Genomic DNA, 26,025 nt, shown 5'->3' on the forward strand with positions numbered 1-26,025 from the left:
TTGTTGTTAAAGCCTTGGGAGTTTGCTAGATTTGAGGTCTCTTGGTTAAATCCTAACAGACCTTTATTGCGATGAATAGAGGGGCAGGAACAGAAGAAGCTCTTTCTCGCAGCTTTGCATGTCTGGGTTTTGTTGCCGCTGCTCTGATTGTTATGGTTCAGTGGTTAGAAGCACCTGGTAATTCAGGGGTGGCGATGTCAAGTTCGTCAACGCTCGGTAATGAATTTAAAAACCGTTGGTCTCGTGATCAGGACAACTCGATTGAATCAGCACTAGCAACTCCTGAAGCTAAGTTGATAGTTGATTTGAGCGATCGCCGGGTGTACTTTTACGAGCGGGATGCCTTGATTGTTAGTTATGAAATTGCTGTGGGGCGCTCTGGTTGGGAAACGCCTACTGGGGAATTTAAAGTAGTTAACATGAAGACAGACCCTGTGTGGCAGCATCCGTTTACGAAGGAGATTGTTCCGGTGGGTTCTGGAAACCCTCTAGGCTCTCGCTGGATTGGTTTCTGGTCTGATGGAGAACAACAAATTGGCTTTCATGGAACTAATGAGGAAGATTTAATTGGACAAGCTGTTTCACATGGCTGCATTCGGTTACGGGAAGCAGACATTCAAGCGTTATTTGAGTTAGTTAGCCTTGATATGCCAGTGCTCATCCGTCCTTAAGCGGTACGGTAGTTTCAAATTTGGGTGCATACGTTTGTAGCAGGGCACTCACTTGTCCTAACAGTTCATCTCCCGTATTCTTGCTAATTAATTGGCGCTCAGGAAAGAATTCAGGACGATCTAAATACCGAGCAATGGCTTCATCAACCTTTTGGGTAATGATGCCTTGCAGCATGTCCTTCGCCTTGACACGTTGATAATCAGCGCCTTCCTCAGTAGTGGCATAAAGCGGAGGAAGGCGATTCAAGGCGTAAGCAGCAATGTCACCTAGATCTAGGGTACAGTCGCTTTTGGCTTCAATCTCAGCCACACGAGCGATCGCTTCTGTTAAGACTAGTTCTTCCATGACATTAATAAATTGTTTACGAGGCACTGCAACAACCTCGCCAGTGAGGAGTGCACTCATTAACCGATCCAACGCCATATATTCTTCGATCGACAATTCCGACGCTGTATCACAAATACGCCCAACTTCTGCCTCCATTGCTGGGGTCAAATAACCATCTTGAAGAGCTTGCTCAACAATCTTTTCAATACTCATAAGGCATAGGAAATTGATACGCTTCACCAGCCAATTCGTTGCTAGTAAAGGTGGATAGACCTAGCTTTAGTGTGCCCAACAAACATTGAAAAAACACAGAGCATCGTTAATAACAAACATCGTTCATATATATCAATTTGGTGAAACAACCTATTCGAACCCGCTATTGCGCCAAGGCACCGGATCGACACACTGACCGTGAACATATAGTCCCCAGTGTAAATGAGCACCCGTTACTGCCCCTGTTGCACCGACGGCTCCAATGCGCTGACCGGGTTGAACGAAATCTCCCTCCTTTACATCAATACGGCTTAGGTGGAGCATAATGCTGAGTACGCCTTGCCCGTGGTCAATGCCAATCGTATTTCCGTGTAGTTCAAAACCATCTTCGACACGTCCAATCAGCGCAATTCGACCCGCTGCTGGCGCAACGATCGGATCACCTGTTGGGCCAGCATAGTCCACGCCGCGATGAAAATAGTCTTGGGCAAACTCGCCATTGTAATAGCGACGAACGCCATAGATTGTTGTGATTTCGCCTTGATTGGGTCGCTGAAATGCACCATTCCAATATTTTTCCGGAGTAACTAAGCGTTTAAAAGCATCAACTCGATCGAATTCATAGTCTGTTCCCAAGGAGGCAGAGTCGCCACTGAGCCAGATACTTTGAGTAGGAAAATCTCGGTTGCGTAAGGATAGGGTAAATGTTTGGGGCGGTTCTCCACTAACTTGAATGTTCAAGTTTCCGGGTGGATCTAAGGGGGTTGTAGGGACAAATGCTCGGTAACGGTTGGGAGCAATAGCAAAGGTTGGATAGGTTCTTTGACCTGATGTTACGGTTGGAGCAACATCCTGAGTTGAGCTGGTTTGAACGACAACCGAAATCGTATCTCCCAACTGCGGACTGATGGGTTGAATTTGAACCTGAGCGGCTCGTGCGGGTGTGTAGAGCACAAATAGGAGTGCTGCTGTACCTAAAATTAGACTGAACAACAAGCGCTGGATGTGGAACTGAGCAAATCTTGCGAGTGAAAGCCCTCGGGACACAGCAGTGCTGAATTGATGAATAACCATGGCAAGAAGAATTGAGCAACGATTATAAAACTAACTTGTCGTGATCTTGTCGCACCACTGGGGGGATTGGTGAGATAGATTATCACCTATTTCTGAAATCTTCTAGAGGGCTGCTTTTCGGCTGTCAGGTGAGTGATTGCGCTCTACCTGGAAACTGTAAAACTCGGTATGCTTAAGATTACAAGAGTTTAAATTTCTTCTCATTCTTATTAAGAGATTCTGTGCAAGAAGACTTTCGATTAATTGTCGATATTGTGGTAGTGCTGGCGGCGGCGGCTGGTGGTGGGTTTCTAGCGGCTTTACTGCGGCAACCTGTGCTGCTTGGCTATCTGTTGGGTGGGGCGATCGTCGGCCCGGCCGGACTGGGTTTGGTAAAAGAACTGATTCAAGTTGAGACCCTTGCTCAGTTTGGTGCTGCGTTCCTGTTATTTGCGTTAGGGGTCGAATTCTCCTTCACTGAGCTAAAGAAAGTTCAAGGCATTAGCTTAGGCGGTGGAGCACTACAGATCTTTTCAACGATCGCCGTGACAACGCTTGTCTCTATAGGGGTGGGATGGGTGACTTCTCCGACCCAAGGCGTATTTTTAGGGGCTATTCTGTCGCTATCTTCCACAGCGGTGGTTTTAAAGTGCCTGATGGAACGCAACGAGACTGAAACCTCGCACGGGCGGGTAATGCTGGGCCTTTTAATTGTTCAGGATTTAGCTTTGGGACTGATGCTGGCGGTGTTGCCTGCACTCGATCGTCCTTCTGAAGAAATTGGCATTGCAGTAGGGATAGCCTTACTTAAAACTGCCCTGTTAGCGGGTGGGTCTGTTGTAGCGGGCATTTGGCTGATTCCCCCTTTGCTGCGATTTTTGGCTAGAACCGAAAGTCGGGAACTCTTTCTATTGGGCGTGGTAGCACTGTGCTTGGGAATTGCCCTACTGACAGAGTACTTGGGGCTGTCGATCGAAATGGGAGCCTTTATTGCCGGGTTGATGATCTCGGAAGTAGAATATGCGGACCAAACTCTAACCTACGTCGAGCCAATCCGCGATATCTTTGCCAGCTTATTTTTTGCTGCTGTAGGCATGTTGATTGATCCATTGTTCATTTGGAACAACTTGGAATTAATCTTGGGGCTAGTGGCGCTAGTTTTTGTTGGAAAGTTCTTGATCATTGCCCCTCTAGTCAGGGCATTCCGCTATTCGCTGCGCACCTCACTGATTGTGGGCTTGGGGCTAGCGCAAATTGGGGAATTCTCGTTTGTGTTGGCCAGTAAAGGACAAGCCTTAGGAGTCGTTTCGCGTCGAGTTTACTTACTGCTTCTAGGCACAACAGCAGTGACACTGATTACGACTCCCTTTATTTTGCGCTTAGTACCACGATTTTTTACTTGGGCTGAAACAGTTCCGTGGCTGAAGCATTTGTTGGACGGGGTTGATGTGCCGCTGGAGGTGCCAGAGAATGTACCGACTCGTAATCATTTTGTGGTTTGTGGGTATGGACGAGTTGGACGCAATATTGTGCAATTGTTGCAAAGCCACAATCAGTCAGTTGTGGTGATTGATCAGTCTGAGCAAACGATTCAGCAACTTCGGGACGCTAATATTCCCTACGTGTATGGTAATGCTGTGAGTTTGCATGTGATGGAGGCCGCAGGTGTGGGTGAGGCGAAAGGGATGGCGATCGCCCTGCCTGACCCCATGAGTACGCGCTTATGTCTGAAGCGGGCCCTGGAGCTAGCACCCGATCTAGATGTGGTAGTGCGTGCTACCCAAGACAAAGATATTGAGTTGCTGTATCAGTTAGGTGCCCGAGAGGTAGTGCAGCCAGAGTTTGAAGCAAGTCTAGAGCTTTCGGCGCATCTGTTAAATGAACTAGGGGTTCCATTGCCCATCATTCAACGAGAAGTGCAACAAATTCGCAATGCTCGCTACAATACATTGCGTCCTGAGCGTCGTCCAGCCCAGGTTTCCCGGGATTTAGCTGTAGCAGCCCAAGATATGAACAGCAAATGGGTGGCATTGCCAGAAGGTTCTCCGCTGGTGGGCATGACGTTAGAAGAAACCGACCTGCGGCGCTTAACAGGCGTGAGCTTGATGGCAATTCGCCGCAACCAAGGCGAGGAAATTGATTACCCAGAACCTGAGATTTCATTGGAGGAGGGCGATCGGCTACTGGTGGTGGGAGAGACGGATGAGTTAGCCGCTTTTAGTGAGTTAGCCAAGGGAGAGGCGGCTGTTCCAACGGAGAATGCTTCGTGCCAGTGGTTGTTGGTTCCAGAGGATAGCCCTGCCAGCGGTAAAACCCTAGCCGAACTTCATATTCGCCGCCAGTTTGGGGTGTTGGTTCAGGCGATTCGCCGCGAAGGCAAGTTTATTCGCTTTCCCAATGGCAGCAGCGATTTACAGGCGGGAGATCGGCTACTACTATGCGGCAATTTTCATGCCCTGGCTCAAGCAAGTCGCTGGTTAGCGCCTAATTTTGAACCGCAGGCAGCGTTCAATCACCAAGTAGAACCGAACGAAACAGAACTTTCTCTTGCTCAATCGGTCAGCGGTGAGGTAGGAGAATCGTAAGGTCGATCGGGCCTTACAGTTTTGGCTTAATATACACGATTGCTTGCCGCCATACGATGGTAGGTTGATCGTAGTGATCATATAAACAGAGACAGTCTGGATCTTGCCAGCGGATTTGTCCTGTCAGTAAGTCGTTAGTAGATAGTTTCAGTTCAACTTCTTTGTTGTCTCGAATCAGCGTTTGAATTTGTCGGACGCTGGGCAAATTGGTTTCTAGTTCAGCCGTCATGATCATTCCCTTAAGTACTACATGAATACTGGATATGCAAAATCGCAATACTTAGAACAAGTGCAATTGAGAAATCAGATTGAATGTCTGGCACACAGTCGCATAATATCTAGGAAACCCAAGAAGCCTTGGAAAATTAATTCTAATTTTCTTCTGGAGCCACAATGACGATTCCGTTCGCAAAATATCACGGTTTGGGCAATGACTTTATTTTGATTGATAATCGTCAGTCGTTGCAGCCCTGCCTCACCCCCGAACAAGCCGTGCAGTGGTGCGATCGTCACGTTGGCATTGGAGCCGATGGTGTGATTTTTGCACTGCCGGGTCAGGCGGCAACCGATTACACCATGCGGATCTTTAATTCCGATGGCTCGGAGCCAGAGATGTGTGGCAATGGCATTCGCTGTCTGGCTCGGTTTATTGCGGAATTGGAAGGCAAGGCAGATGCTTCAGTTACTTACCAAATCCACACCTTGGCAGGGACGATCGCGCCCAAGCTGAATGCAGATGGCACGGTCACGGTAGATATGGGATTACCACGCCTCTTGGCTGCTGAAATTCCCACCACCTTGGCAGATCCTGACGAGAAGGTGATCGACCGACCGCTAGAAGTGGCTGGGCAATCCTGGTCAGTCACTTGTGTCAGCATGGGCAACCCCCACTGCATCACCTTTGTGGATGACGTAGCCGCGATCGCGCTAGAGGCGATCGGACCTCAGTTTGAGCATCATGTCGCCTTCCCTCAGCGCACCAATACTGAATTTATCCAGGTGGTTCGCCCTGATTATTTAAAGATGCGTGTTTGGGAACGCGGAGCCGGAATTACGCTGGCCTGTGGTACTGGGGCCTGTGCTTCTCTGGTGGCAGCGGTACTGACCGGGCGAGCGAATCGCAAGGCAACCGTTGAGCTACCAGGTGGGTGTTTGACGATTGAATGGGCAGACAGTCAGCGCTTGTACATGACGGGCCCGGCTGAGAGAGTGTTTACAGGAGTGAAGGAATAGGGAGTGAGGGAGTGGGTGAAATAGACTGAACATTACTTGACTTGTATGCTCATCCACCCATTCACCCAACTACTCACTACAACAGCCCTTCTTTTCCAGCCATTGCCAAGATCAGGTCAATGACGCGGCACGAATAGCCCCACTCGTTGTCGTACCAGGACACCACCTTAAAGAAATTGGAGTTTAGCTCAATGCCAGCCTTAGCGTCAAAGATGCTAGAGCGGGGATCGGTACGAAAATCCATCGATACCACTTCTTCATCGGTATAGCCAAGAATGCCAGCTAGTTCTCCTTCTGCGGCCACTTTCATGGCTTCGCAAATCTCCTGATAGCTAGTGGATTTTGCTGTTTTGAAGGTTAAATCCACCACAGATACATCAGGTGTGCCAACGCGGAACGCCATTCCTGTCAGTTTGCCTTTCAGTTGCGGCAACACCAGCGCTACGGCTTTAGCGGCTCCAGTGGAAGACGGAATAATATTTTGTGCTGCTCCACGTCCACCACGCCAGTCTTTTTTACTGGGGCCGTCTACGGTGGGCTGTGTGGCAGTCATAGAGTGAACCGTGGTCATCAACCCTTCTGCTAAACCAAAGGTTTCATCCAGCACTTTGGCCACCGGGGCTAAGCAATTGGTCGTACAACTGGCGTTGGAGACGATCGTATCTTTGGCTGGATCAAACAACTGATGATTGACGCCAATTACAAAGGTAGGGACTTGATCTGGGTCTTTCGTAGGAGCCGAGATCACCACCCGCTTCGCGCCTGCTTGCAAATGTTTCGACGCGCCTTCATGGGTGGTGAACAGTCCAGTCGATTCAACAACATAATCGGCTCCGAGCTTGCCCCAGGGCAATTCTTCCGGATTACGAATGGCGGTGCAGGGTACGAGCTTTCCATCGACTACAATCCCTTCATCCTTAGCTTCGATCGTGCCTTGATACGTACCATGCGTTGAATCGTATTTGAGTAGATAAGCCAAATTATCAGATGGAACCAGGTCGTTAATGCCAACAAACTCGATGTTCGGATTTTTGGCTCCGATGCGGAACACGAGTCGTCCGATGCGACCAAAGCCGTTGATACCCACTTTAACGGGCATAATCAAAGCTCCTTACAGCGAATGTTTGGAATGATTGTAAATAGGTCAGTGAAGGAGAAATTCCTTCCTAGGGTGTCGTAGCGATGCCAGTTTATCATCTGCAATTTGGCAGACCTTGTTTCCTACGTGATTTCTTTGCTTTTGCTTGTGACTCAGCAGCGGCTTTGTTGTTGTCGGATCTTTGCTTGAACTGATGATGGCACACCGAGACTTGCATTTTGATAGAGTCGATCGAACTCTCGTTCAAAGTGGGCTGCTACCGTTTTGTTTTCAATCACTAATAAATTCTCATCATTGCCGCGATTGGCCGCATCGCTCCAGTTTTGCGATCCGGTGATGACAGTTTTTCCATCTACAATGCCAACTTTGTGATGCAATAAATCGCCATCGGGTAAATTGGGTGTTCCTACGGTGGCGATTGGGCGGTTCCAAGGACGATTATTCTCCTCATAGCGGCAGCGGTTATTCATCAGGGCTATCCCTGTCAAATCTAGTAATTCGCTGTAATCGCGAAAGGCAAACCCGCGATCCACCAAGGCGCGGATTCGCACACCCCGCTGATGATTGGTTTGCAGCACATCGCTAAGTTGTTGCTCAGAAAACACAAATAGCATCAAATCAATGGTGCGATCGGCACGAGCTAAGGTTTTGGCAATCAGTCCATTGACGCTTTGCTGCCAAGGCTGTCGCATCGAAGTTGGCGAAAACTGTATTGTGATCGTTGAGTTGGGGGACAGGGTGATGGTTTGTGGTGAACGATAGGACTTTTGTAATCCAAACTTGCTATCAGTTCGGCCACCGACGCCATCGCCCCACATTTCATTGAATTCTTCAGTAAAGATTGAAGCCAAGTCCGGGCTAGTAATCTTCAGCAAATGATTAGCATTGCCCCGGCTGTCGATGGCTGCAAAGTCACCGTGAATGTCGCTTAGGGTGAAGTTGGCTGATCCTACAATCACTACTGTGTTGTCAATTACCACAAATTTGTGATGCATCAAATCGCTGCCTTTAGAACCATCCGCCGTATCGTCAATCAACGGCACACCCGCTGATTGCAGCACCACGAGCGTGTCATTCTCTGCAATTTCGCGAGCAGACAATTGTCCGTTGCCATCACGATCGACTAATTGCACAAATTCGTTGTACTTTTTACGGGCACGTTCATCTAACTGGTTAACATCGGCGACACTGAACTTGCTAAGCGGACGACTGTAGGTATTCTCTATAATTACCCGCACTCTAACACCTGCTTGATGCTTAGTTTTGAGGGCGTGAGCAATGCCAGGTACATTCAATTCGTGAGCAGCTACATCAATCGATGCTTGTGCTGAATTGATTGCTTCAATGATCAGTTGCTCTAGATTATCGCCCGATCGCTGGCGCCGCCGATAGGGATCAATATAAGTAGCTGTTTGCGCCTGATTAAAATACGCTTCAATCAGTGGATCTTGCGGCAGCCGCGGCAGAGATGAGTGAATGGCGGGTGCTTTGTGCAGGAAGGTTAAGCCCAAAAACAGCAATACTCCCAGCAAAAACAGAGCCGCCAAACAGAACCAAGTGGATGATCGTAAACGCACTGGCAATATCAGGTAGGTTCCAAATCGAGCACCAGGCTCGGTAACTATCGTTAGAATGCCCAAATCAACTAAAAATTAACAATCAAAATTACCGCACCAACACCGTCATGTACTTGCCTGTGGCAAACGGAGCCGGAACGATCGGCGTAAACTGCACTCGGTCGGTGGCAATCTTGCGCACATAGAACTCATTGATCTGATGTATCACTTGGTCGCGTGTTCCGATAATCCAAATCTGTACCCGATCGCTTTCCTGAACGGGCAATTCGCGATTCCATTCTCCAGTCATGGTTGTATTCCTTGCTGATGATTTGTATTGGGTTAGGAACGGCCCAAGGCATGGGGGTCACCCAACCATGCATCAGCAAGGTGTGCCGATCGCAGACACCTGGTCTACAATCAACACAGCCTAGCCTCCTGCTTGCGACAGGAAGTTAGGTTAGCTGGTTAGGGTTGCGGCCAAACTTCCCTAATCAGCGCCAGTACCTTGAGCCGTTCAGCCGTTCCTCTCGTCCTGCGAAAGAACCAGCATCGCCATAGCATAAACCAACTCGATCGGTCTGCACAAGCGTATCGAGCCATTTTTTGTCAGAAAGTTTTGATGAGGGCAAGGAGGGGGCGATCGAGTTTCACGCATCCAGGGGACTGCAAACACCCCTGCCACCTCGATTCAACACGTGGGTATAAATCATCGTGGTCTTCACATCTTTGTGCCCCAGCAACTCTTGTACCGTGCGGATGTCGTAGCCATCTTCCAGCAAGTGGGTGGCAAAACTATGGCGAAAGGTATGGCACCCAACTCGCTTCGCAATGCCCGCTACACGAACCGCTTGCTTTAGCGTTTTCTGTACCCCACTTTCATGCAGATATGGAAGAGACTGTACCGGCGAATCCAGGCAACATAACTTTGCTCGGTTCGATAGGAATAATGTTTCAGACGAATCGTATCGCAAACTTGGTCAAGCAGCTTTCTGGGTCGGGATGCCATCGCGAGGCGGGTAGATGACAGTAGCACTTGTGTGCTAAATGCTACATCTCTTGCCTGCCTACTGACCATGAAGATTTGCTGAAGCGATCGGCATATCCCCTTCAATGGGCGTATTATGCAGAACAAGATCCAGATAAACACCTCTATCAGGGTAATTATCGCGACTTGATTCGGCATAACCCCAGAATTTGAGTAAATAGCCTGATAAAGTTCTGTATAACATTCCGATTTGGGCAGTTATGCGGATGAGATTCGGTATAACTACCCCCAGAGGAGGTGATATGCAACTCTGATTCTGGCTAACTACCTTGCTACAGGGTGTTAGACGGAATTTAGGCAGGGGAGTCAGCATAAACAGTAGTTAGCTGGCTCTGCAAAAGAGCTTTCACTCGTCCTTGCAATTCACACATAAGCAGGAGCAGTCCCAGGAGGTTGTGGTGGAGACAGTAGTGGAAGGAGATCGCTTTCCCAATTCAGTCCCAGCAGGTTTGGGTTAAGGCGGTGATTAGGAGGGTAATCGGTGTCTCGCCCAATCCTGAGAAATGATTGAAGGCTCAATAAACTGGACTTAACCTAACTAATACAAGGTCTGTATAAAAGTATACCATTTAATAATATGTCAGAAGCAATTTTGTGTGGAGAGTCTAATTCAAAGAAGTATTCTTTAGGATTTATCAGTCATTCTCTGTCAAATAGAGAAAGGCGAGTACCAATTTGGTGGGAACATTTAACCTTCGATAAACTAAATCATCCTTTAATTAAAGATTACATTTTTGAGGAGAATTTTGGATTTTCTGCTTTTCGAGAGCCTGCAGATATTCACTTAACTCGCTTAGGTTGTAAAGTAGCTGATCGGTTAAGTGTGCTGAATTTAAGTGATATTGTTATTTCGCTTAAGCCAAAAGATGAGTGGAGGTATATGAAGCCAGAGAGTACACTCATCGGCTGGTTTAATCATCTTGAATCTTCTCCTCAGCGTTCCTCAGCAATTCGATTATTGAGTTTTGAAGATATTAACATTATTGTCGAAGGACGACTGCAAAAATTACTCTACAACAATGCTTATGTTGCAGGTGAATGCGGGGTTGCTCAGACTTTAGAAATATTAAGGGAAATTGCCCCTCTTTCGCCTGCCGTCCTTTCTAGAAAAAGACTAGCTGTAGTTTTAGGCTATGGAAATCTTGGGCAAGGTGCAGTAGCAGAGCTAATAAGACAAGGTATTGAGCAAATCATTGTTTTTACACAACGTCAACCTATTACAATTGAGAACAAGTTTGCAGGCGTTGATTATAGGCAAATGATATGTGGCTCAGGTAATACTTATGCCTATGACTCTAAGGGTTCAACCTCTTCTTTAATTACAGAGATCCTTTGTGATGCAGATATCATTGTTAATGCTGCTCTTCCATCATCTAACCAATCAAGTTGTACCTTCATACCTTGGAATGATTTCAACCAACTAAAGCGTGACATGGTATATATCGATCCTGTTCACACAGTTGGGCACGGTGCCAGTTTTGCCCAAGCTACTCAACTCGCAGAACCTGTGAAGCAGATTTGTCAGCTTAATCACTCTATTTGGTATAACGGTTGTAATGCCATGCCAAGTTATCGACCTGCCCATGCGTCATTCGTTATTTCGCAAGCCATCACAACTTATCTAGATGAATTATTAAGTGCAGTTGAAAATGTCAATAAGGTGTTGCTGTGATGCCATCTGAAGCACACTTGATGAGCAGCGATCGGGATATGACTGCTGGGATCTAGTACGATCACCAATTGCATAGGGTAGCTTAATGAAAGCAACCCAGTAACACTTATTTTTTAAGCCCTTCCACCGTTTCAGCAATCGCCAGCTAACCCTTGCATGCACCGGACTGAATGGCAATCTCTGGCTTCGCTTCAAGGCTATCTGTCGCCGGTGATGCTGGTCGTTATGTCGCTGAGTTGTCGGTGCGGGGCATTACCGAAAGGTTGTCTGTTGGGATGGCTGTTTCAGTTACTTTTAGGTAGTTGATAAAGCGGAAATATGAAGTTTGATATCAAGCTCGAAGAAGCAAAAAAGGCAATCGCCATTCCAAACTTTAAGCACAATGATTTGCTTATAACTGCTTTGACAGATCCTTCGGATCTTAATCATCCTGAAATTTATAAAACTGAGCGAGAGCATTTAGAAAGCGTTTATCGACGATTAGCATTTTTGGGTGATGCTCTGTTCGATTCTGTGTTAGCGGACTATCCTTTCAGCATCAATGAAGATTTAACCAAGCAGGATCTTGATAATTGGAGACAAGAAATTGCATCCAAAGAGTCTTTAACTGAGTTTGCGATTGATTTGGGACTACCGAAATTCAGTTCTTCTTGGAATAATAAAGAATCAAAAGCCCCCTACGGAAGAACCGCGTCGCTGGGCTGAAATGTTTGAGAGGGTGTTTGAAAAGATTTGAGGTGTCAAATTTATGCCAACCGCCTCACCATAATCCGAATCATGGCAAGGTAGATCAAGGTTTCTGATGTCTCTGGTAATAATTCATAGTCTCTGACCAACCGTCTGCATCCCATTAGCCAACCAAAAGTTCGTTCTACCACCCACCTCTTTTTGAGCAAGCTAAAGCCTTTGGTTTGCTCAGGTCGCAGTACAACTTGCACAATCCAACGACAAACATCCATCACCCACATCAGAAAAGGGGCGCCATCGAACCCGCCGTCTACCCAAATGGTGATTAAGCGTGAAACCTTTTTCTTCATCCGTTTGACTCGTTTGAGGACACGTTTGCCCCCTTCGCGTTCCCCCAGGTTTGCCGCACTCACAAACACCCGCAAAACCAGTCCTAACGTATCCACCGTTAAAAATCGTTTGCGTCCTGTAATCAGCTTGCCTCCATCAAAGCCAACTTGTTGATGAACTCCTGCTGCACTCTTGATGCTTTGGCTATCGATGATCGCTTCTGATGGACTAGGATAGCGTTGCGCATCGATGCGAACCCACTGGTGCAACTGGTCATGAATGGAAATCCAGGTGCCGTCCAATCGCCAGTTGCGGAAGTACGTGTACACCGTCTGCCAGGCTGGGAAATCACCAGGTAAAGAACGCCAACGACAGCCTTCAACCAGAACATAGAGCATGGCATTGAGCACCTCCCACAGGTCAACGCTGCGAGGACGACCACCTGGCTTTGCTGCTGGAATTAATTCACTCAAAACCTCATATTGGGCGCGGGTTAGGTTACTGGGATATGCTTTACTCATCTGACTCACTCAGGGCTGTAGATATTTGCTATTCGCAGCCTACACTGAGTGAGCTTTTTTACGACCTTCCTGGCTTCTCAAACACCCTCTGAGGCAGTTGTTGGGGTGATTTTCATTGATCGCAATCGTGATTTCCCAAAACTATATACATGGTTAGGCGATCGTTTCATTCGTAACGCCGTTGGAGCCTATGTTGGTGATCCAGATTACGACACTACTGTCACTACGGCAGACTATCTGGATATGATTGGTTTAGAAGGTTCATTGGGTTCTGTTTGGGCACCTGGAGACGATGATGACTAGCGATCGCTGCATAACTGTCGCGAGTAGTAAGAGAAAATGCGAAAATATAGGGGAGAGCCAAGACAAAATCCATGCCCAGGAAGATTCGAGAATTGAAAGCCCAGATTTCACGTGAAGGATTTGTTTATTTACTCAAACGCGGCAAGGGCAGCCACGAGCGTTGGCGGCATTCGTTGCTTAAGAAAACACTGACAATTTCGGGCAAGGATGGAGATGATGTGCCACGCTACTTAGAAAAATAACTAGAAGAGTTACTGGCTGAATTAGAAAAGTTAAGGGAGGAGGACAAGGATTCATGAGTCGATACAGCATGGTTATTCAATGGTCTGATGAAGATCAACTTTTCCTGATCACCATCCCAGAGTTTTCCGATTTAGTTGTAATGCCCTGCACTCACGGTGAAACTCGTGAGGAAGCACTTCATAATGGTGAAGAAGTAATTAAAATGTACTTGGAAGCCTGGAAAGCAGAGGGTGAACCTATCCCTGAACCCAGAACACTTCAAGTTGCTTGAAGATCGTGGCGATCACAGCGCAGCATAACAATGCCCATGCACCCGACCGTTGAGAGGTTATCTGTGAGTGTTCGAGGTTATCTACGGCAGGTGATGGGCACCTTTATCCCTCAAGTCCTTGGTAGAAAAATATTTGCCAAGCTATTGGTAGATGGCGTGGTCGCACATCAAAAGCTCCATCCCTATTCACATACCCGTTATCCTGATGGTGTAGAAACATAGTCTGACAATGCAGTTTCATTTGTTGCGATCAGAGTGGGACAGTATTACCGTTGAATACGGGCAAATGGTTGAAATAGGGGAATTTGACGCTGTAATGCCTCGACATGGCATTGCAGTCGCGTTTGCACCGCATGATCGCGTTACTTGGTCTGTCGATGGGGGCGATCGTAAAACAACAGCCTTACCTCCTGGGAGCATATTTTTGTATGCTTCACGGCAATTTGTCTGGCATCATCGGGAAAAGCCTAGTGATTGGTTACATATCACGCTTGCCCCTGAATTCCTGAGCCAGATTGCTATAGAAAACAGATTATCTGCCGATCTCCAATTAGAACACCGAATTATTTTTCTCGATCCAACGATTCTTCACATCGCGCAATTGCTGAAAACGGAAGTTGTTAGTGGCGGCATTGCTGGAAAACTATTTGTTGAGTCACTGCGGAACGTTTTGGCGATTCACCTTTTACGCCACTATGGACAAGCCTTAAAGTCTGCGCCCTCAAATGACAAGCGGTTAAGCCCACTACAAATCCAACAGGTGAAAGACCATATTGAAAAACATTTGGCAGAAGACTTATCACTGGCAGAATTAGCCGCAATTATCCCCATGAGCGAATTTCATTTCGCCCGATTATTCAAAGCCACAACAGGGGAAGCCCCCTATCGCTACATTACTTCAGTGTCGGATTGAACGAGCCAAGGTACTTTTGTCAGTGACGCAACTTTCTGTTGCTGAAGTTGCTTACCGGGTTGGTTTTGCCAATCAAAGCCACTTTACATCGCAGTTCCGCAAATGGGTAGGGGCAACCCCAAAACAGTACCGGGAGAGTGCGTCTTAAAGATCGCGCAAGATTTCGACAAAACCACGCAAGAATCGGGCGTGATCTCTGTTGTCGATTTCCCTACAGTAAGAGCATCAACTTGATGCAACCTGCAGGGAGAACGGCAATGAAATTCATTCAGGCTCTTGTGTCACTGACTGCGTTATCGCTGGTGCTGGTTAACAATGTATCTCCTCAAGCCTCTGCATCAACACCTAATCCCTCAAATGTTCAAGGAGAAGCGATCGTGGTAGAAACTGCTTTACAACCTGGTGAGAACCGGATTACGTTCCGAAGCGAAGGAGAGGAGATGGCTGGGATTCTTTACCTTCCTGCTACATACAGAAATGGAGATAAACTACCTGCCGTCGTTGTTACAGGTTCCTGGACAACGGTAAAAGAACAGATGGCAGGACTCTACGCCCGTAAACTTGCAGAACAAGGTTATGCCGCCCTTGCCTTCGACTTTCGCTATTTTGGTGAGAGTGGCGGGAATCCCCGCAACTACGAGTCTCCTGTTGCCAAAATTAGAGATATTCAAAATGCTGTCACTTACCTGCAAACGGTAGATGCAGTAGATGCTCAACGCATTGGAGGTTTGGGCATTTGTGCTAGTGCAGGATACATGGCTGTTGCAGTGTCCCAAGACTCACGCATTCAATCATTTGTGGCGATCGCTCCTTGGCTTCATGACAGTAGTCTCGTTGAAGTCATTTATGGAGGAGCGTCTGGAGTTGCAGCGAGGGTAGAAGCTGGACGTGCTGCCAGACGCAACTTTGAGCAAACGGGAACGGTTGAGTATGTTCCTGCCATCAGCACCACCGATGAAAATGCAGCTATGTTTGGCGAATTTGACTACTATCTCAATCCAGAACGAGGGGCGATCGCCCAGTGGGGGAATCAATTTGCAGTGATGTCATGGGTAGAATGGCTAACGTTTAGCGCGATGCCTCAAGCCAGCCAGATTAACGTGCCTACTCTATTCGTTCACAGCAGAGAGGCTGCTATTCCTGCGGGTGCTGAACAATTTTTTGCCAATGTTTCCGCTCCTAAGAACTTTGTATGGCTGCCAGGAACCCAGTTTGATTTCTACGATCAAGAGCCTACCGTTAACCAGGCTGTACAGGCAGCAGTTAGCCACTTGAATCATTCTCTTTAAACTTGAATGGATTAATTATTTATCGGAGATTAAAGCGTATGGCATTGAATCGTCGTCGCCTTCTAATTGTAAGTACTGCTGGTATTGCCGGATTGCTTGCCGCAGCAACTTCTTCACTTGCTCAAAATCAGATATCTTCAGGAGAAAAGCCAATGGACGGCATAGAAATCACAAACGTAGTGAACCGCATTGCTATCATGTCAGACCTACGGGACTGGGAAGCAGTACGGGATTGTTTCACTGAACAGGTAAACGTTGACTACACCTCATTAGCAGGCGGACAACCCGAAGCGATCGCGGCTGATGCCCTTGTAGAGCGTTGGAAATCGGTTTTTGAAACTACGTTCAAAACGACGCAACATCTGCTTGGTAGCCACTCCATCACAATCAATGGAGACACAGGAACTTGTGTCTCCCAATTTCAGGCACATCACATTCCCCTTGATTCCACCAAAGACCCTTGGACACTGGGCGGTTACTATAGTCATGAACTTGTGCGTCAGAATAGTCAGTGGTTGGTGAGCAGAATGAAAATGGTTTGGACCTGGGAGGATGGTCAACGACCATTCGCGTGAAGTGCAAGAGGGCTAACAACCGCGCTGCACCGGAACGTACAAATATAGTCGGTTGAGTTGCAAAAGTTGTCTGCGTCCGGTGAGCGCGACCGTTATGCGTTTAGTCCTCGGTTGGGGTGCAGCCGTAAGCTTATCTGTTTGTGCTCAAAGGGTATTCAGAGAAAGGCTGGATAGCAAAAACGTAGAAGCACCCTTCCCTTTCCGGTGAAGTTATAATTTTCCTAAGGGCAGAGAGGTACAACTAGCTATGTCAGACCTTGAGCAAATTGAAGCAGCGATTCTTTCATTGTCATCCACTGAGTTTGAGCAGTTAAGGCTGTGGTTTCTTGATTTAGACTACGAACGCTGGGATAAACAGATAGAGCAAGATATTGAGGACGGTAAATTAGAGGCATTTGCTCAGGAAGCGATCGCTGAGTTTGAAGCGGGTCATTGCCGAGAAATTTGATGCACTATACAACCCGGAAGTTTTGGCAATACTACAACGAATTACCTGAAAGTGTTCAACGAACGGCGGATGAGTGTTACGAGTTGCTCAAAGTTGACCCATCTCATCCATCCTTACATTTCAAGAAGTTGGGCAAGAAGTATTGGTCAGTTCGAGCGGGATTAAGTTATCGAGCTTTGGGTGTTGAAGTCGAGAATGGTATTTCCTGGTTTTGGATTGGAACACATGCGGAATATGACAAGTTGATTGGCAAGTTATAGCATGGCATACCCATTCAAATGCAACGGTCAGCCCGAAGTATTTTTTGCTTCGTTTAAAGTTTCCTGCTCCCATTCACGTTTATCTGTATGCGTAATATGAAAGGAGACGGAAAATGATAAACTTTGAAATTAGCGATATTAGAAAAATGACAAAGATGCTTGCACCGACAGCAGACTTTGATAGTTCTTTTACTTTTTATTACGACGAAACAAATAATATTAGGAAATTCTATGTAAGAGAAGTAGACTTTAATTCCTCTTTTAATTCAAACTTTGTTTTAGGTGGTTTGGTTTATGAAGGAACACAACCCAAGATCAAATCCTTATTTGATGGGTTTAACTTACAAAATAATATTAAAGAAGTAAAACTTAAGCATATTGCTAAGGGTAACTTTCTTGACTGTTTGAAATCTGAAGAACTGAATTGCTTCTTAACATACCTCCTAGACAGTGATTTGTACATCCATTATTCAAGTCTAAACATCCTTTACTGGTCTATTGTCGATATTGTTGATTCTGCAATTGCGAACTCAGAAGTAGCAATGCAATTGGGACTAGATTTCTCAAATTATCTCAAGAATGACCTGTACAAACTTGCGAAGCTCGAAATTGAATCGGTAATCGAATTATTTTATAACTCCGAGTATCCGAACCTTAAAAAAGAAGCAGTTTTAGAATTCATTGAAAAATTAACTTCAATATTTGACGAATATATCGATACAGCAGAATTCCATTTTGGATTGGAATCCCTTAGGCAAATACTCAAACAGGCAGGGAAAAAAGATTCACTTCCGCTCGTGATGGATGAAGAGAACTATATTCTGATAGAGGACTTTTCGCAATTTTATTTAAGACCTATATATTTGTTTGAAAATTCAAATCACATTTTCGACAATGAAGTAGCTATTTCGGAAATCCTTGCCAATCACAGGATCATTAATGACAACAAAGAGATCAAAAATTATTCTTTTGTTGATTCACAAAGTAACTTGTTTGTTCAAGTTTCAGATATTTTTGTTGGTTTAATAGGTAAACTCGCTAATTACATCAATACTAATTCAGCAGAGAAAATAATAGATGACTTAAATTCATTATCTGATAAGCAACTGAATAACATTAATTCACTTATAGACCTGCTCAACAAATCTCATAGCAGAAATATCGCTTTTTTGCATTCGATTGACAGTTATGAAGAGTTAACAAAAATGAATTTAATACGTGAAATCAGAGATAAAAACCACGCATAACGTTCCGGTTGGAGCGGACTGGCAAAGTCTGTTGGTGTTGTTGCAAAAGTTACTTGCAGCCGCTCAACCGGAACGTTGGGCTGCTTCATACCCCGGCTGGGACGGTACAGCAAGGTATTGGCTGAAATTGGCAATAAGCACAAACTAAGGTTATTTGTGGTGCGCTGCATTTAACTGGATTACTACACTCACAGCAAGCAACTACCCAAGCCAAACAAAAACGTACTTTCAGTTCGTTCCTCTAGCCTCACACTCTTCATACGATTTGAGACGTACTTTTAGTTCGTTTTGAGTCGCATGAGTTTTGGAAAATATGAGGAAGCCAAGCAGCTTTTTGGCGATAGAGTGCAAACCCTCCGAAAAGAAAGAGGAATTACACAAGAGCAACTTGCAGAGTCTATCAATAAATCCGTTGAGCATATTAGCTATATAGAGCGTGGTGAGCGTGCTCCATCTTTCGAGACGATTCTAGATATCGCTGAAGCTCTTAAAGTATCAGTGCCATATTTGATGAACGTCACTCCTCAAGTTGAAATCAGCACTAACTTTATTACTGATTTACAAACTCCAGTCGTTCCTCCTTCTCTTGTTCAACCTGTTGAAGAACCAGTTAATACGACGAAGGAACGGCGTTCTGATTTAGAGCGATTGCAGACTGCACTTGAGGCTATACAAGAACTACAGAATCTTGCAAATGAATATGGCATCAATGATGTTTTCCAAGATAACGGAGGAAAAGTCCTTCAAGTATTAATTTTACTTGGCTTGCGTATATCTCCTGGACGAGAAGGAAATGATGCGGTTGATGCAGAAGGCAATGAATATGAACTAAAAACGATTAATAAACTCTTAAGTAGAAGTGTTACGACACATCACCATCTTAATCTTGATATCTTAGCTAAATACCGAGCTGTAAAAGCTTGGTATATTGCTGTGTATGAAGGGATATTATTAAAAGCCGTATATAAAATTGATCCTAGTTCGCTTGAAACTAAGTTTGGCTACTGGGAATCCAGAATACTAGGAGGTATGGAGTCTATCAATAATCCTAAAATTCCTCTAGGACTGATAGAAAAGGAAGGTGAGCAGGTTTACCCAAAACAAGACAACCAACCAACTCAAGGAAAATTACCAATTGAGTAACCTAATTCAAAAAGTTATGGCTAATTGCTTTGTAGTCCTTAAATAAATAGAGTCTTCCTGACGAAGAAGCCTCTCATAAAGAGCAAGAGTGTCATTTGGAGTTTGGGACTTATCTAAGAAACGAAAGGCAGAGGAGGCTAAGTAGGATAGATCCTTTTCAAAAGCTATCCAATTTCTCTCTAATTGTTCTGCTACAAAACCCGTAGTATTTGAGCCTGAAAATATATCTAGGACTTTATCTCCTGGTTCGGTTAAAAAATTTATAAAGAACATCGGTAGTTTTTGAGGAAATCTTGCCGGATGCGGAGAAACGGAAATAGACTTACATAGCTGAATATAAATTGAATTACTTTCAGTATTTGGAATTTCTAATAAGTTGGATGGAATAGCACCTCCATTATCAGTAGAAAAACTCTTACCAATATCGTGACCTGAAGGTCTTTCTTTAGGTTTGTAATACTTCTCAGGATCTGCTTGTAGCTTCTTCATCCGATCAGAATAAGGTACTAAAACATTTCTAACGTTTGCTTTAGGATTGTCAGTTTTTGAAAGCCACCATACCGTATTTACGGAATCTTTTGCCCGAATCTTTCGTTTATTAACCCACTCAATAGGAGAAGGTAGTTTTGCAGGGTTAAACCAGAAAAATTCTTCTGCAAGTCTAAACTCTAATTCATCGCAAAGTCTAATTAAAACCCTGTAGTTGTAGAGAGAACGTACTGGGCGCTTACTTTGATAAGCACCGCCCAAGTCAAGAACAAAGCTACCTGTAGGCTTAAGGATTCGGTAAATTTTCTTACAAAATTCAAACAACCAATCAACGTACTCCTCTTGGTCTACATTCCCATAAGTCTTTTTACGTTGCAGAGCAAAAGGTGGTGAAGTCAGCACCAAGTCAACTGAGTCTGATTCAAGCTGATCTAGGAGTTCCAATGAATCACCGACATAAGCCTTACCATAATCTGTGATATATAGGGGATTTGGAAGAGTCATTATAAAAACGCACTGAAAGTTCGTTCTATAAATATAAGGCTAAAATGAAGATGCAGCATATTTTTTCCACCCAACCCTACAAGCAACTGCATATTCACGCTTTCCGCCAGCAGCCCAACACTGCGCTGCAACGGACGGAACAGAGGTTATCGGTGAGAGTTCAAGTTTGTCTGCCGCCGTTAAGCTTCACCGTTGGGCTGCATTGAATGGCTGGTTAGGACAACACCTTGAAGCTGTCTGCTAGCAAGTAGTGATTTCAGCGGTCATTTTGCCGGATGTATTCAATTGCAACAATTAGCGCATCTAGCATGACTTCGTAGCTCTGATCCGTCGAACGGTTTAGGGTCATCAGGTCTTGCTGTTCTCTGGTAATAAAACCGTTTAGGGTCATCAGGTCTTGCTGTTCTCTGGTAATAAAACCGTAGATGGCTGCATTGACCATCCGCATCACATCGATCAAAGCATCTTCACTCAATTTGTATAATTGCAGCGATTGTTGAAAGAAGTGTAAAGAGTTTTGAATGATTTCCGCTTCCTCTGGATCAGTAGGTCGCATTTGGTATTGCGTCATCACGGCATAACGAGCAGGATACCGTTGGGCAAAGTCGCGGGTTGCTTGTGCCCCGATACGGAGTAAGGTACGGGGTTCCGTGATGTCGATCATTTGGCTTTGACAGTCCGTCAAATAGTTGCTCCAGATTTCTAAGGCTACGGCACGGCGTAACCCTGTGTTGCCGTCCAAGTGTTTGTAGATGGCAGGTGGCTTAACCCCTAGCTCCCGTGCAACTCGATTGACACCCAATGCCGATTCCCCTTCTCGATCGAGGCAAGCGATCGCAGCCTGAACCAAATCTTGCGGTGTTAAAGAATTTTCTTTGAGCGGGCGACCCATAGATCATTAGTTAACTAAATTAACTAAAAGTGAATATAATTAACTTTATCAGAAATACCCTGGTTGACTCTCATGGCTAACCTGACCTTTACCCCTGCCCATCAGCTTGCTCAGATGATTCGCGATCGCCAAGTCTCGGCAGTGGAAGTACTCGACGCTTACCTGGCTCAAATCGCTCAGCATAACTCGAAGCTGAATGCCATCTGTACCCTTGACGAAGAAAATGCTCGTAACAGAGCCAAGCAAGCAGATGAGGCTTTAGGGAACGGAGAAATCTGGGGCGCTTTACATGGAGTACCAGTCACCATCAAGGATATCTTTGAAACAGCAGGACTCCGCACCACAGCAGGATATATTCCCCTCAAAGATTACATTCCCCAGCATGATGCAACCGTCGTTTCAAGGTTGCGCTTAGCAGGAGCAATTATTATGGGCAAAACCAACATGGCAGAATTGGCAGGAGATTACCAAAGCACCAATTCACTCTTTCCAAGAGTGAATAATCCCTGGAATCTTGACTATACTCCAGGGGGAAGTTCTGGAGGCAGTGCTGCTGCTGTTGCTGCTGGACTATCGCCTTTGGATTTAGGCAATGATATTGCAGGTTCGGTTCGTCAACCTGCTCATTTCTGCGGTGTCTATGGGTTAAAACCAACGGATCGCCGAATTTCTACAGCAGGACAAATTCCAGAAGTCCCTGGGATGCCAGTTTGTATTCGACAAATGATTACCGTGGGCTGTTTTGCCCGATCGCTCGAAGACCTTCGACTCTGCTTTTCGTTGATTGCTGGAGCCGATGACCGTCGCCCCGATGTTCCACCTGTGCCGCTGGATATTCCTACGGGTAAGTCTTTGCAAAATCTCAAAATCGCTTGGATTGATCAATGGATTGAGGTTCCAGTTGCCGCTGAAATTCGAGCCGCGATGCAAGCTGTGAGGCAAAAACTGGTTCAATCCAATATCCAAATTGACCCTTGGCTGCCCCAAGACTTTGACCTTTCCCACATCCTGAATCTGTACGGACGATTGGCAGCCTACATTAACATCTACGCTCAACCTGTAGACCGCTACAACGTTCGCCGTAGTTTAACTCAAATCTTTCGTACCGCTACTCAAGGCGATCAGTCGCTACGTAAGTTAGGTGATTTTAGTCGTCTTCTCCCAGAACTGTTAAATCCTAGTTTAAAGGGATATTTCGAGACATTGACTGAACGTGATCACTTGACGGCTCAACTTGATAGAGCACTGGAGCCGTGGGATGTCTGGCTGACCCCAGTTGCTGCGACTGTGGCGTTCACCCATTGTCCTGCGTGGAGTGCGATTGATATTGATGGTAAAGCCTATCCTCACGCCGTTGCCAATGGAGCTTACACAATGCCGTTTAATTTGAGCGGACATCCTGCTGTGATCATCCCGATTGGACAAACTCAAACTGGATTACCGATTGGAATGCAAATTGTGGGTAAACGGTGGCGTGAAATGGAATTGTTGGCGATCGCTCAAGAACTCGATAAAGTGGTTGGCGATTTCCGCAATCCATTGGACTATTGAAATCAGCGTGAGTTGCCATACAGCCCAACACTGCGCTGCAACGGACGGTATAAATATCCTGGCCAGGAGTGCGAAGGTTGTCTGCCGCCGTTGAGCTTCACCGTTAGGTGTCAACCAGGAGTAAAGCATGAGCTACAGTCAGGAACCTCAGCCCACAAGAGAAGTACAGTACACGGTTACTGTCGATGCAGAAACGGGAGCAGTCACGCTATCGTCCCAATTCTCAAGGGAAGAGATTAATAATCGTATTCAAGAATTTTCTCAAGAGACTGGAGAAGAAGAAGAAACGCAAGAGGGACTATTCCCAATCAGGAAAATTTGGTGGTGTGTCAGTTGTCAATCAGGTGTGAGAAGGAGTGTAAAAGCATATACCGAGGTAGATGCGGGCTTTGGAGTGTGCGGAGTTCAGTCTTTTGGTGTGAGCAGAGGCAAATGCCCAGGAGATTGATTTAGGAAGTACTTCGACTGCCAAGCTATTCCTATAATTTGGTAGCCTATACATAGGGCAATTCGTAGGGCAAAACTTTCGGTGTAAAGGGGTGTTGCAAGTTTGTATTATGAGGATTTATTTTGATATGTGCAGTTTGCAACGCCCGCTTGATACCAAGACGCAAATTCGAGTCGCTGTTGAAGCTGAGGCTATTCTCAATGTCATTGGACTATGGGAAGCTGGACAGTTTGAATTAGTGTCTTCACAAGCCTTGATGTTTGAAGCTGAACAAATTACGCCCTCTCCAAGAAAAGCGTATGTTTTAGAGGTGTTATCGAAGGCAAACTTATTTCTTCAACCAAATAAGCAAATCGAAGAACGAGCGCAAGTGTTTGTCAACTCAGGTATCAAACCACTTGATGCATTGCATTTGGCCTTTTCAGTTGAGGCAGAAGTAGATTATTTCTGTACATGCGACGACAGATTTTTGAGACGGGCTAAAGAAGTTGATACTTTGCAGACCAAAGTTGTTTCTCCTCTTGAACTGATTACGGAGCTATCGCAATGAGCAGTCAAACGAAGTCCTTGAGCGAAATTACGCAGCAAGCAATTCAAGTGCTATCTAAAGAAATTGGCATTGCAAGTACAGTACGTTTTCTAAATCAGTTTTCAACCGGGTATGGCAACTATACAGAAGAACGCGAAAGTCTATTCAAAGACTTAACATTAGATGAGATTTTGAAGCGTATGCAAGACACCTAACATAGCCTCTGAGGAGGATGGGGTCAAGTAAGTTTTTGAGTCTTTTTCAGTTGGCTTCTCGGCTTTTGAAACTTAGACAAACGATTGTAGGTTGGTTCTGAAAATGTGCATAATAGTATGCTTCAGAATCAACCATTCGTTCCTATTTTTGTTGCATTTTCTACCTCTTTAATCTTTCCTACTTTATCTCCAATAAAAACTGAATTTCCTTCTCAAATTGCCCCCAGCAACTTTACAATTGGCGAACCCTTACGCTGTAATGCTGCAACATACTTCGCCTCATCATATGGCTCTCGATTCTTCCAACAACCAAACAGAATCCGTATCCACTTGAACGCTAACGACCGCATCGCTGCTGGATGAGAATTGCCCTTGGCTCGCTGCATTCGATAATAGGCTTGTGCCCAAGCACAATGATGTCGGCTTTGATTGACCCACTCTACAAACGTCTGTCGCAAGAAGATCGGACAACTCCATCGCCAATGCACCCAATTCTTCTTGCCACTACTCTCTCTAACAGGGGCAATGCCAAAGTAACACATCATCTGCTGGGCACTGTCAAAACGCGATCGCTCTTCCCCAAAGGCTGCAAGTAATCGGGGAGCCAGATGTTCTCCAGCACCAGGAAGGGCTGCAAACCAACCTGCATCGGGAAGTGCCGTGAAACAACGATCGATCTTGAGCGTCAGTTCCGTTAAGCGTAGGAGTAACGGCTTTAACTGACCGATCAAGGTTTGCACGAGCCATTGCATCGGTTCGACAATGCCTGGGTCTTCGGTTAAGGAAATGCCAGAGGCGGCAATTTGTGCAATCCGACGAGTGATGGCACTACGACGAATCACTTGATGAGAGCGGAAAAACTGAGTTAATTCCTCTGGGGGCGCCGCTTGAGCGTCCTTGAGCGTGGGGTAACGTTCAACAAAAGCGCAAAATACCTGAGTATCCTTGTCCTCAAACCAATCCAACACTTGAGGATAGTAATTCTTCAGCGCAGCAATCCTGCGATTGCTCAGACGGACCTTCTCACCGACCAACATCCGTCTGGATTCAACCCACTGCCTTAATGCTCGCATCTGAGCACTTTCCGGCTGCCAGGCTGGAAGTTTGTCCTGGTGCTTTTGCAGCAGTTCGACCAGGATGCGGGCATCAATTGGGTCTGACTTGGCACGAGACGGCTGAAAGGCTTTGCGGTAGTTGGAAACGGTGCGTGGGTTGATCGGATAAAGCACCAAGTTTTCGTACTGGCAGAGCGCATAAATCAGTGGACCGCGCTTCTGCTCTAAGCACACTGCCAACAAAGCATTGCCGTATCGCTTTCGTAATCCCTTGACCCAAGCAGCAATGGCATCCGGTTGTGCGCCAATGACAGACTCTTCTATTTCACCTGTGGTGCAATCGTAAAGATAAATGTCGTGTTTGCGGTCAGACCAATCAATCCCGATGTAGGCAGCGTACACGTTCTGATTCATGATGTTATTCTCGAACTACAGTTGGTGATGCAACTGGGACTGCTTCTGCTCAGGCGAAAAGATTATGGCAGGTGTAGTCGCACCGTCCTCTGAGGATTCGTTATCGAGAGAAGCACAGGGTGGGGCGAGTCGATATGTTAGTAGACATCAAGTGTCACGCGATGCATGGTCGTCTCCCACCCTGTCTCCCAGTCCTGAGGCTGAGCTTACACCCTCTGCTTCAGTCCTGTCCCCCCATAA

At 45.9% G+C, this 26,025-nt stretch carries 33 protein-coding genes; 21 read left to right on the plus strand and 12 right to left on the minus strand.

The features are described 5' to 3' along the window. Positions 1-152: 152 nt before the first annotated feature. On the plus strand, positions 153-671 hold the full coding sequence (locus OXH18_RS07235) for a L,D-transpeptidase (RefSeq protein WP_268611808.1): 519 nt from the start codon (positions 153-155) through the stop codon (positions 669-671). Here OXH18_RS07235 and OXH18_RS07240 read toward each other — a convergent pair. Further along, a complete protein-coding gene (locus tag OXH18_RS07240; protein WP_268611809.1) occupies positions 658-1,212 on the minus strand; it encodes a late competence development ComFB family protein in 555 nt (184 codons plus the stop codon). The genes OXH18_RS07235 and OXH18_RS07240 overlap by 14 nt on opposite strands. 150 nt (positions 1,213-1,362) lie before the next feature. After that, complete coding sequence (locus OXH18_RS07245) at positions 1,363-2,286, minus strand: M23 family metallopeptidase (protein WP_268611810.1); 924 nt, start codon at positions 2,284-2,286, stop codon at positions 1,363-1,365. A 221-nt stretch (positions 2,287-2,507) separates the two neighbouring features. On the opposite strand from OXH18_RS07245, the gene OXH18_RS07250 reads away from it, so the two are divergent. Beyond that, complete coding sequence (locus tag OXH18_RS07250) at positions 2,508-4,850, plus strand: cation:proton antiporter (protein WP_268611811.1); 2,343 nt, start codon at positions 2,508-2,510, stop codon at positions 4,848-4,850. A 13-nt stretch (positions 4,851-4,863) separates the two neighbouring features. On the opposite strand, the gene OXH18_RS07255 is transcribed toward OXH18_RS07250, so the two are convergent. Further along, positions 4,864-5,079, minus strand: a complete 216-nt coding sequence (locus tag OXH18_RS07255) for an Hfq-related RNA-binding protein (RefSeq protein WP_268611813.1) — start codon at positions 5,077-5,079, stop codon at positions 4,864-4,866. Positions 5,080-5,243: 164 nt separating this feature from the next. Here OXH18_RS07255 and dapF point away from each other — a divergent pair, with 164 nt between their 5' ends. Continuing rightward, positions 5,244-6,083 carry a diaminopimelate epimerase gene (dapF, locus tag OXH18_RS07260; RefSeq protein WP_268611815.1) on the plus strand — a complete coding sequence of 280 codons (840 nt, stop codon included), beginning with the start codon at positions 5,244-5,246 and terminating at the stop codon, positions 6,081-6,083. A gap of 76 nt (positions 6,084-6,159) precedes the next feature. Here dapF and gap read toward each other — a convergent pair whose 3' ends face one another. The 5 genes from gap to OXH18_RS25465 all read right to left on the minus strand — a co-directional run bounded on the left by gap (position 6,160) and on the right by OXH18_RS25465 (position 9,924). Continuing rightward, entirely contained in the window at positions 6,160-7,185 is a 1,026-nt protein-coding gene (gap, locus tag OXH18_RS07265; RefSeq protein ID WP_268613140.1) for a type I glyceraldehyde-3-phosphate dehydrogenase, read from the minus strand. 149 nt (positions 7,186-7,334) lie between these two features. Beyond that, a complete protein-coding gene (locus OXH18_RS07270) occupies positions 7,335-8,759 on the minus strand; it encodes a phospholipase D-like domain-containing protein (protein ID WP_268611816.1) in 1,425 nt (474 codons plus the stop codon). Between the two features lie 88 nt (positions 8,760-8,847). Continuing rightward, positions 8,848-9,048: a hypothetical protein gene (locus OXH18_RS07275; RefSeq protein WP_268609225.1), complete on the minus strand. Its 201-nt coding sequence runs from the start codon at positions 9,046-9,048 to the stop codon at positions 8,848-8,850. Positions 9,049-9,388: 340 nt separating this feature from the next. Continuing rightward, on the minus strand, positions 9,389-9,712 hold the full coding sequence (locus OXH18_RS07280) for a tyrosine-type recombinase/integrase (RefSeq protein WP_268611817.1): 324 nt from the start codon (positions 9,710-9,712) through the stop codon (positions 9,389-9,391). Then, positions 9,595-9,924, minus strand: a complete 330-nt coding sequence (locus OXH18_RS25465; protein ID WP_390904353.1) for a phage integrase N-terminal SAM-like domain-containing protein — start codon at positions 9,922-9,924, stop codon at positions 9,595-9,597. The genes OXH18_RS07280 and OXH18_RS25465 overlap by 118 nt, the downstream gene beginning before the upstream one ends. A gap of 439 nt (positions 9,925-10,363) precedes the next feature. Here OXH18_RS25465 and OXH18_RS07285 point away from each other — a divergent pair, with 439 nt between their 5' ends. Together OXH18_RS07285 and OXH18_RS07290 are read left to right on the plus strand one after the other, a co-directional pair. After that, on the plus strand, positions 10,364-11,458 hold the full coding sequence (locus tag OXH18_RS07285; RefSeq protein ID WP_268611819.1) for a Rossmann-fold NAD(P)-binding domain-containing protein: 1,095 nt from the start codon (positions 10,364-10,366) through the stop codon (positions 11,456-11,458). A 318-nt stretch (positions 11,459-11,776) separates the two neighbouring features. Beyond that, positions 11,777-12,163: a ribonuclease III domain-containing protein gene (locus OXH18_RS07290; RefSeq protein WP_268611820.1), complete on the plus strand. Its 387-nt coding sequence runs from the start codon at positions 11,777-11,779 to the stop codon at positions 12,161-12,163. Positions 12,164-12,204: 41 nt separating this feature from the next. Here the strand turns inward: OXH18_RS07290 and OXH18_RS07295 are convergent, their stop codons facing one another. Next, complete coding sequence (locus OXH18_RS07295) at positions 12,205-12,996, minus strand: IS5 family transposase (RefSeq protein ID WP_268607476.1); 792 nt, start codon at positions 12,994-12,996, stop codon at positions 12,205-12,207. Positions 12,997-13,044: 48 nt separating this feature from the next. Here OXH18_RS07295 and OXH18_RS07300 point away from each other — a divergent pair, with 48 nt between their 5' ends. The 12 genes from OXH18_RS07300 (at position 13,045) to OXH18_RS07350 (ending at position 19,688) form a co-directional block, all read left to right on the plus strand. Then, positions 13,045-13,299: a hypothetical protein gene (locus tag OXH18_RS07300; RefSeq protein WP_268611822.1), complete on the plus strand. Its 255-nt coding sequence runs from the start codon at positions 13,045-13,047 to the stop codon at positions 13,297-13,299. Between the two features lie 71 nt (positions 13,300-13,370). Further along, positions 13,371-13,541 (plus strand): type II toxin-antitoxin system HicA family toxin, encoded by a 171-nt coding sequence (locus OXH18_RS07305; RefSeq protein ID WP_268611823.1) that lies wholly within the window; start codon positions 13,371-13,373, stop codon positions 13,539-13,541. 53 nt (positions 13,542-13,594) lie between these two features. Then, positions 13,595-13,813, plus strand: coding sequence for a type II toxin-antitoxin system HicB family antitoxin (locus OXH18_RS07310; RefSeq protein ID WP_315874634.1), 219 nt, complete (start codon positions 13,595-13,597; stop codon positions 13,811-13,813). A 63-nt stretch (positions 13,814-13,876) separates the two neighbouring features. Next, a complete protein-coding gene (locus tag OXH18_RS07315; RefSeq protein ID WP_268611825.1) occupies positions 13,877-14,035 on the plus strand; it encodes a hypothetical protein in 159 nt (52 codons plus the stop codon). A gap of 7 nt (positions 14,036-14,042) precedes the next feature. Beyond that, on the plus strand, positions 14,043-14,726 hold the full coding sequence (locus tag OXH18_RS07320) for a helix-turn-helix domain-containing protein (RefSeq protein ID WP_268611826.1): 684 nt from the start codon (positions 14,043-14,045) through the stop codon (positions 14,724-14,726). 16 nt (positions 14,727-14,742) lie between these two features. Next, on the plus strand, positions 14,743-14,874 hold the full coding sequence (locus OXH18_RS25300; RefSeq protein ID WP_315874635.1) for a helix-turn-helix domain-containing protein: 132 nt from the start codon (positions 14,743-14,745) through the stop codon (positions 14,872-14,874). A 109-nt stretch (positions 14,875-14,983) separates the two neighbouring features. Beyond that, positions 14,984-16,015, plus strand: coding sequence for an alpha/beta hydrolase (locus OXH18_RS07325; protein WP_268611828.1), 1,032 nt, complete (start codon positions 14,984-14,986; stop codon positions 16,013-16,015). Between the two features lie 38 nt (positions 16,016-16,053). Beyond that, positions 16,054-16,590: a nuclear transport factor 2 family protein gene (locus OXH18_RS07330; protein ID WP_268611829.1), complete on the plus strand. Its 537-nt coding sequence runs from the start codon at positions 16,054-16,056 to the stop codon at positions 16,588-16,590. 247 nt (positions 16,591-16,837) lie between these two features. Then, complete coding sequence (locus tag OXH18_RS07335; RefSeq protein ID WP_268611830.1) at positions 16,838-17,038, plus strand: hypothetical protein; 201 nt, start codon at positions 16,838-16,840, stop codon at positions 17,036-17,038. Next, complete coding sequence (locus tag OXH18_RS07340; protein ID WP_268611831.1) at positions 17,038-17,298, plus strand: ParE family toxin-like protein; 261 nt, start codon at positions 17,038-17,040, stop codon at positions 17,296-17,298. The genes OXH18_RS07335 and OXH18_RS07340 overlap by 1 nt, the downstream gene beginning before the upstream one ends. A gap of 113 nt (positions 17,299-17,411) precedes the next feature. Next, entirely contained in the window at positions 17,412-18,545 is a 1,134-nt protein-coding gene (locus OXH18_RS07345) for a DUF3800 domain-containing protein (protein WP_268611832.1), read from the plus strand. Between the two features lie 297 nt (positions 18,546-18,842). Beyond that, complete coding sequence (locus tag OXH18_RS07350) at positions 18,843-19,688, plus strand: helix-turn-helix domain-containing protein (protein ID WP_268611833.1); 846 nt, start codon at positions 18,843-18,845, stop codon at positions 19,686-19,688. Positions 19,689-19,694: 6 nt separating this feature from the next. Here OXH18_RS07350 and OXH18_RS07355 read toward each other — a convergent pair whose 3' ends face one another. Then, positions 19,695-20,681: a DNA-methyltransferase gene (locus OXH18_RS07355; RefSeq protein ID WP_268611834.1), complete on the minus strand. Its 987-nt coding sequence runs from the start codon at positions 20,679-20,681 to the stop codon at positions 19,695-19,697. Between the two features lie 44 nt (positions 20,682-20,725). On the opposite strand from OXH18_RS07355, the gene OXH18_RS07360 reads away from it, so the two are divergent. Then, entirely contained in the window at positions 20,726-20,887 is a 162-nt protein-coding gene (locus OXH18_RS07360; protein ID WP_268611835.1) for a hypothetical protein, read from the plus strand. A 50-nt stretch (positions 20,888-20,937) separates the two neighbouring features. Here OXH18_RS07360 and OXH18_RS07365 read toward each other — a convergent pair whose 3' ends face one another. Further along, positions 20,938-21,573 carry a TetR/AcrR family transcriptional regulator gene (locus OXH18_RS07365; protein ID WP_268611837.1) on the minus strand — a complete coding sequence of 212 codons (636 nt, stop codon included), beginning with the start codon at positions 21,571-21,573 and terminating at the stop codon, positions 20,938-20,940. 72 nt (positions 21,574-21,645) lie between these two features. Between OXH18_RS07365 and OXH18_RS07370 the strand changes: the two genes are divergently transcribed. From OXH18_RS07370 to OXH18_RS07380, 3 genes are all read left to right on the plus strand, one after another. Continuing rightward, the gene (locus tag OXH18_RS07370) at positions 21,646-23,124 is read left to right on the plus strand and encodes an amidase (RefSeq protein WP_268611838.1); all 1,479 of its coding nucleotides are present in this window, start codon (positions 21,646-21,648) and stop codon (positions 23,122-23,124) included. Between the two features lie 542 nt (positions 23,125-23,666). Beyond that, complete coding sequence (locus OXH18_RS07375; protein WP_268611839.1) at positions 23,667-24,122, plus strand: PIN domain-containing protein; 456 nt, start codon at positions 23,667-23,669, stop codon at positions 24,120-24,122. Beyond that, a complete protein-coding gene (locus tag OXH18_RS07380; RefSeq protein ID WP_002750230.1) occupies positions 24,119-24,316 on the plus strand; it encodes a hypothetical protein in 198 nt (65 codons plus the stop codon). The genes OXH18_RS07375 and OXH18_RS07380 overlap by 4 nt, the downstream gene beginning before the upstream one ends. Positions 24,317-24,528: 212 nt before the next feature. Here the strand turns inward: OXH18_RS07380 and OXH18_RS07385 are convergent, their stop codons facing one another. Then, entirely contained in the window at positions 24,529-25,785 is a 1,257-nt protein-coding gene (locus OXH18_RS07385; protein WP_268608000.1) for an IS110 family RNA-guided transposase, read from the minus strand. Positions 25,786-26,025 lie beyond the last annotated feature (240 nt).

This window comes from Thermocoleostomius sinensis A174 (genome assembly GCF_026802175.1).
GTDB lineage: Bacteria > Cyanobacteriota > Cyanobacteriia > Elainellales > Elainellaceae > Thermocoleostomius > Thermocoleostomius sinensis.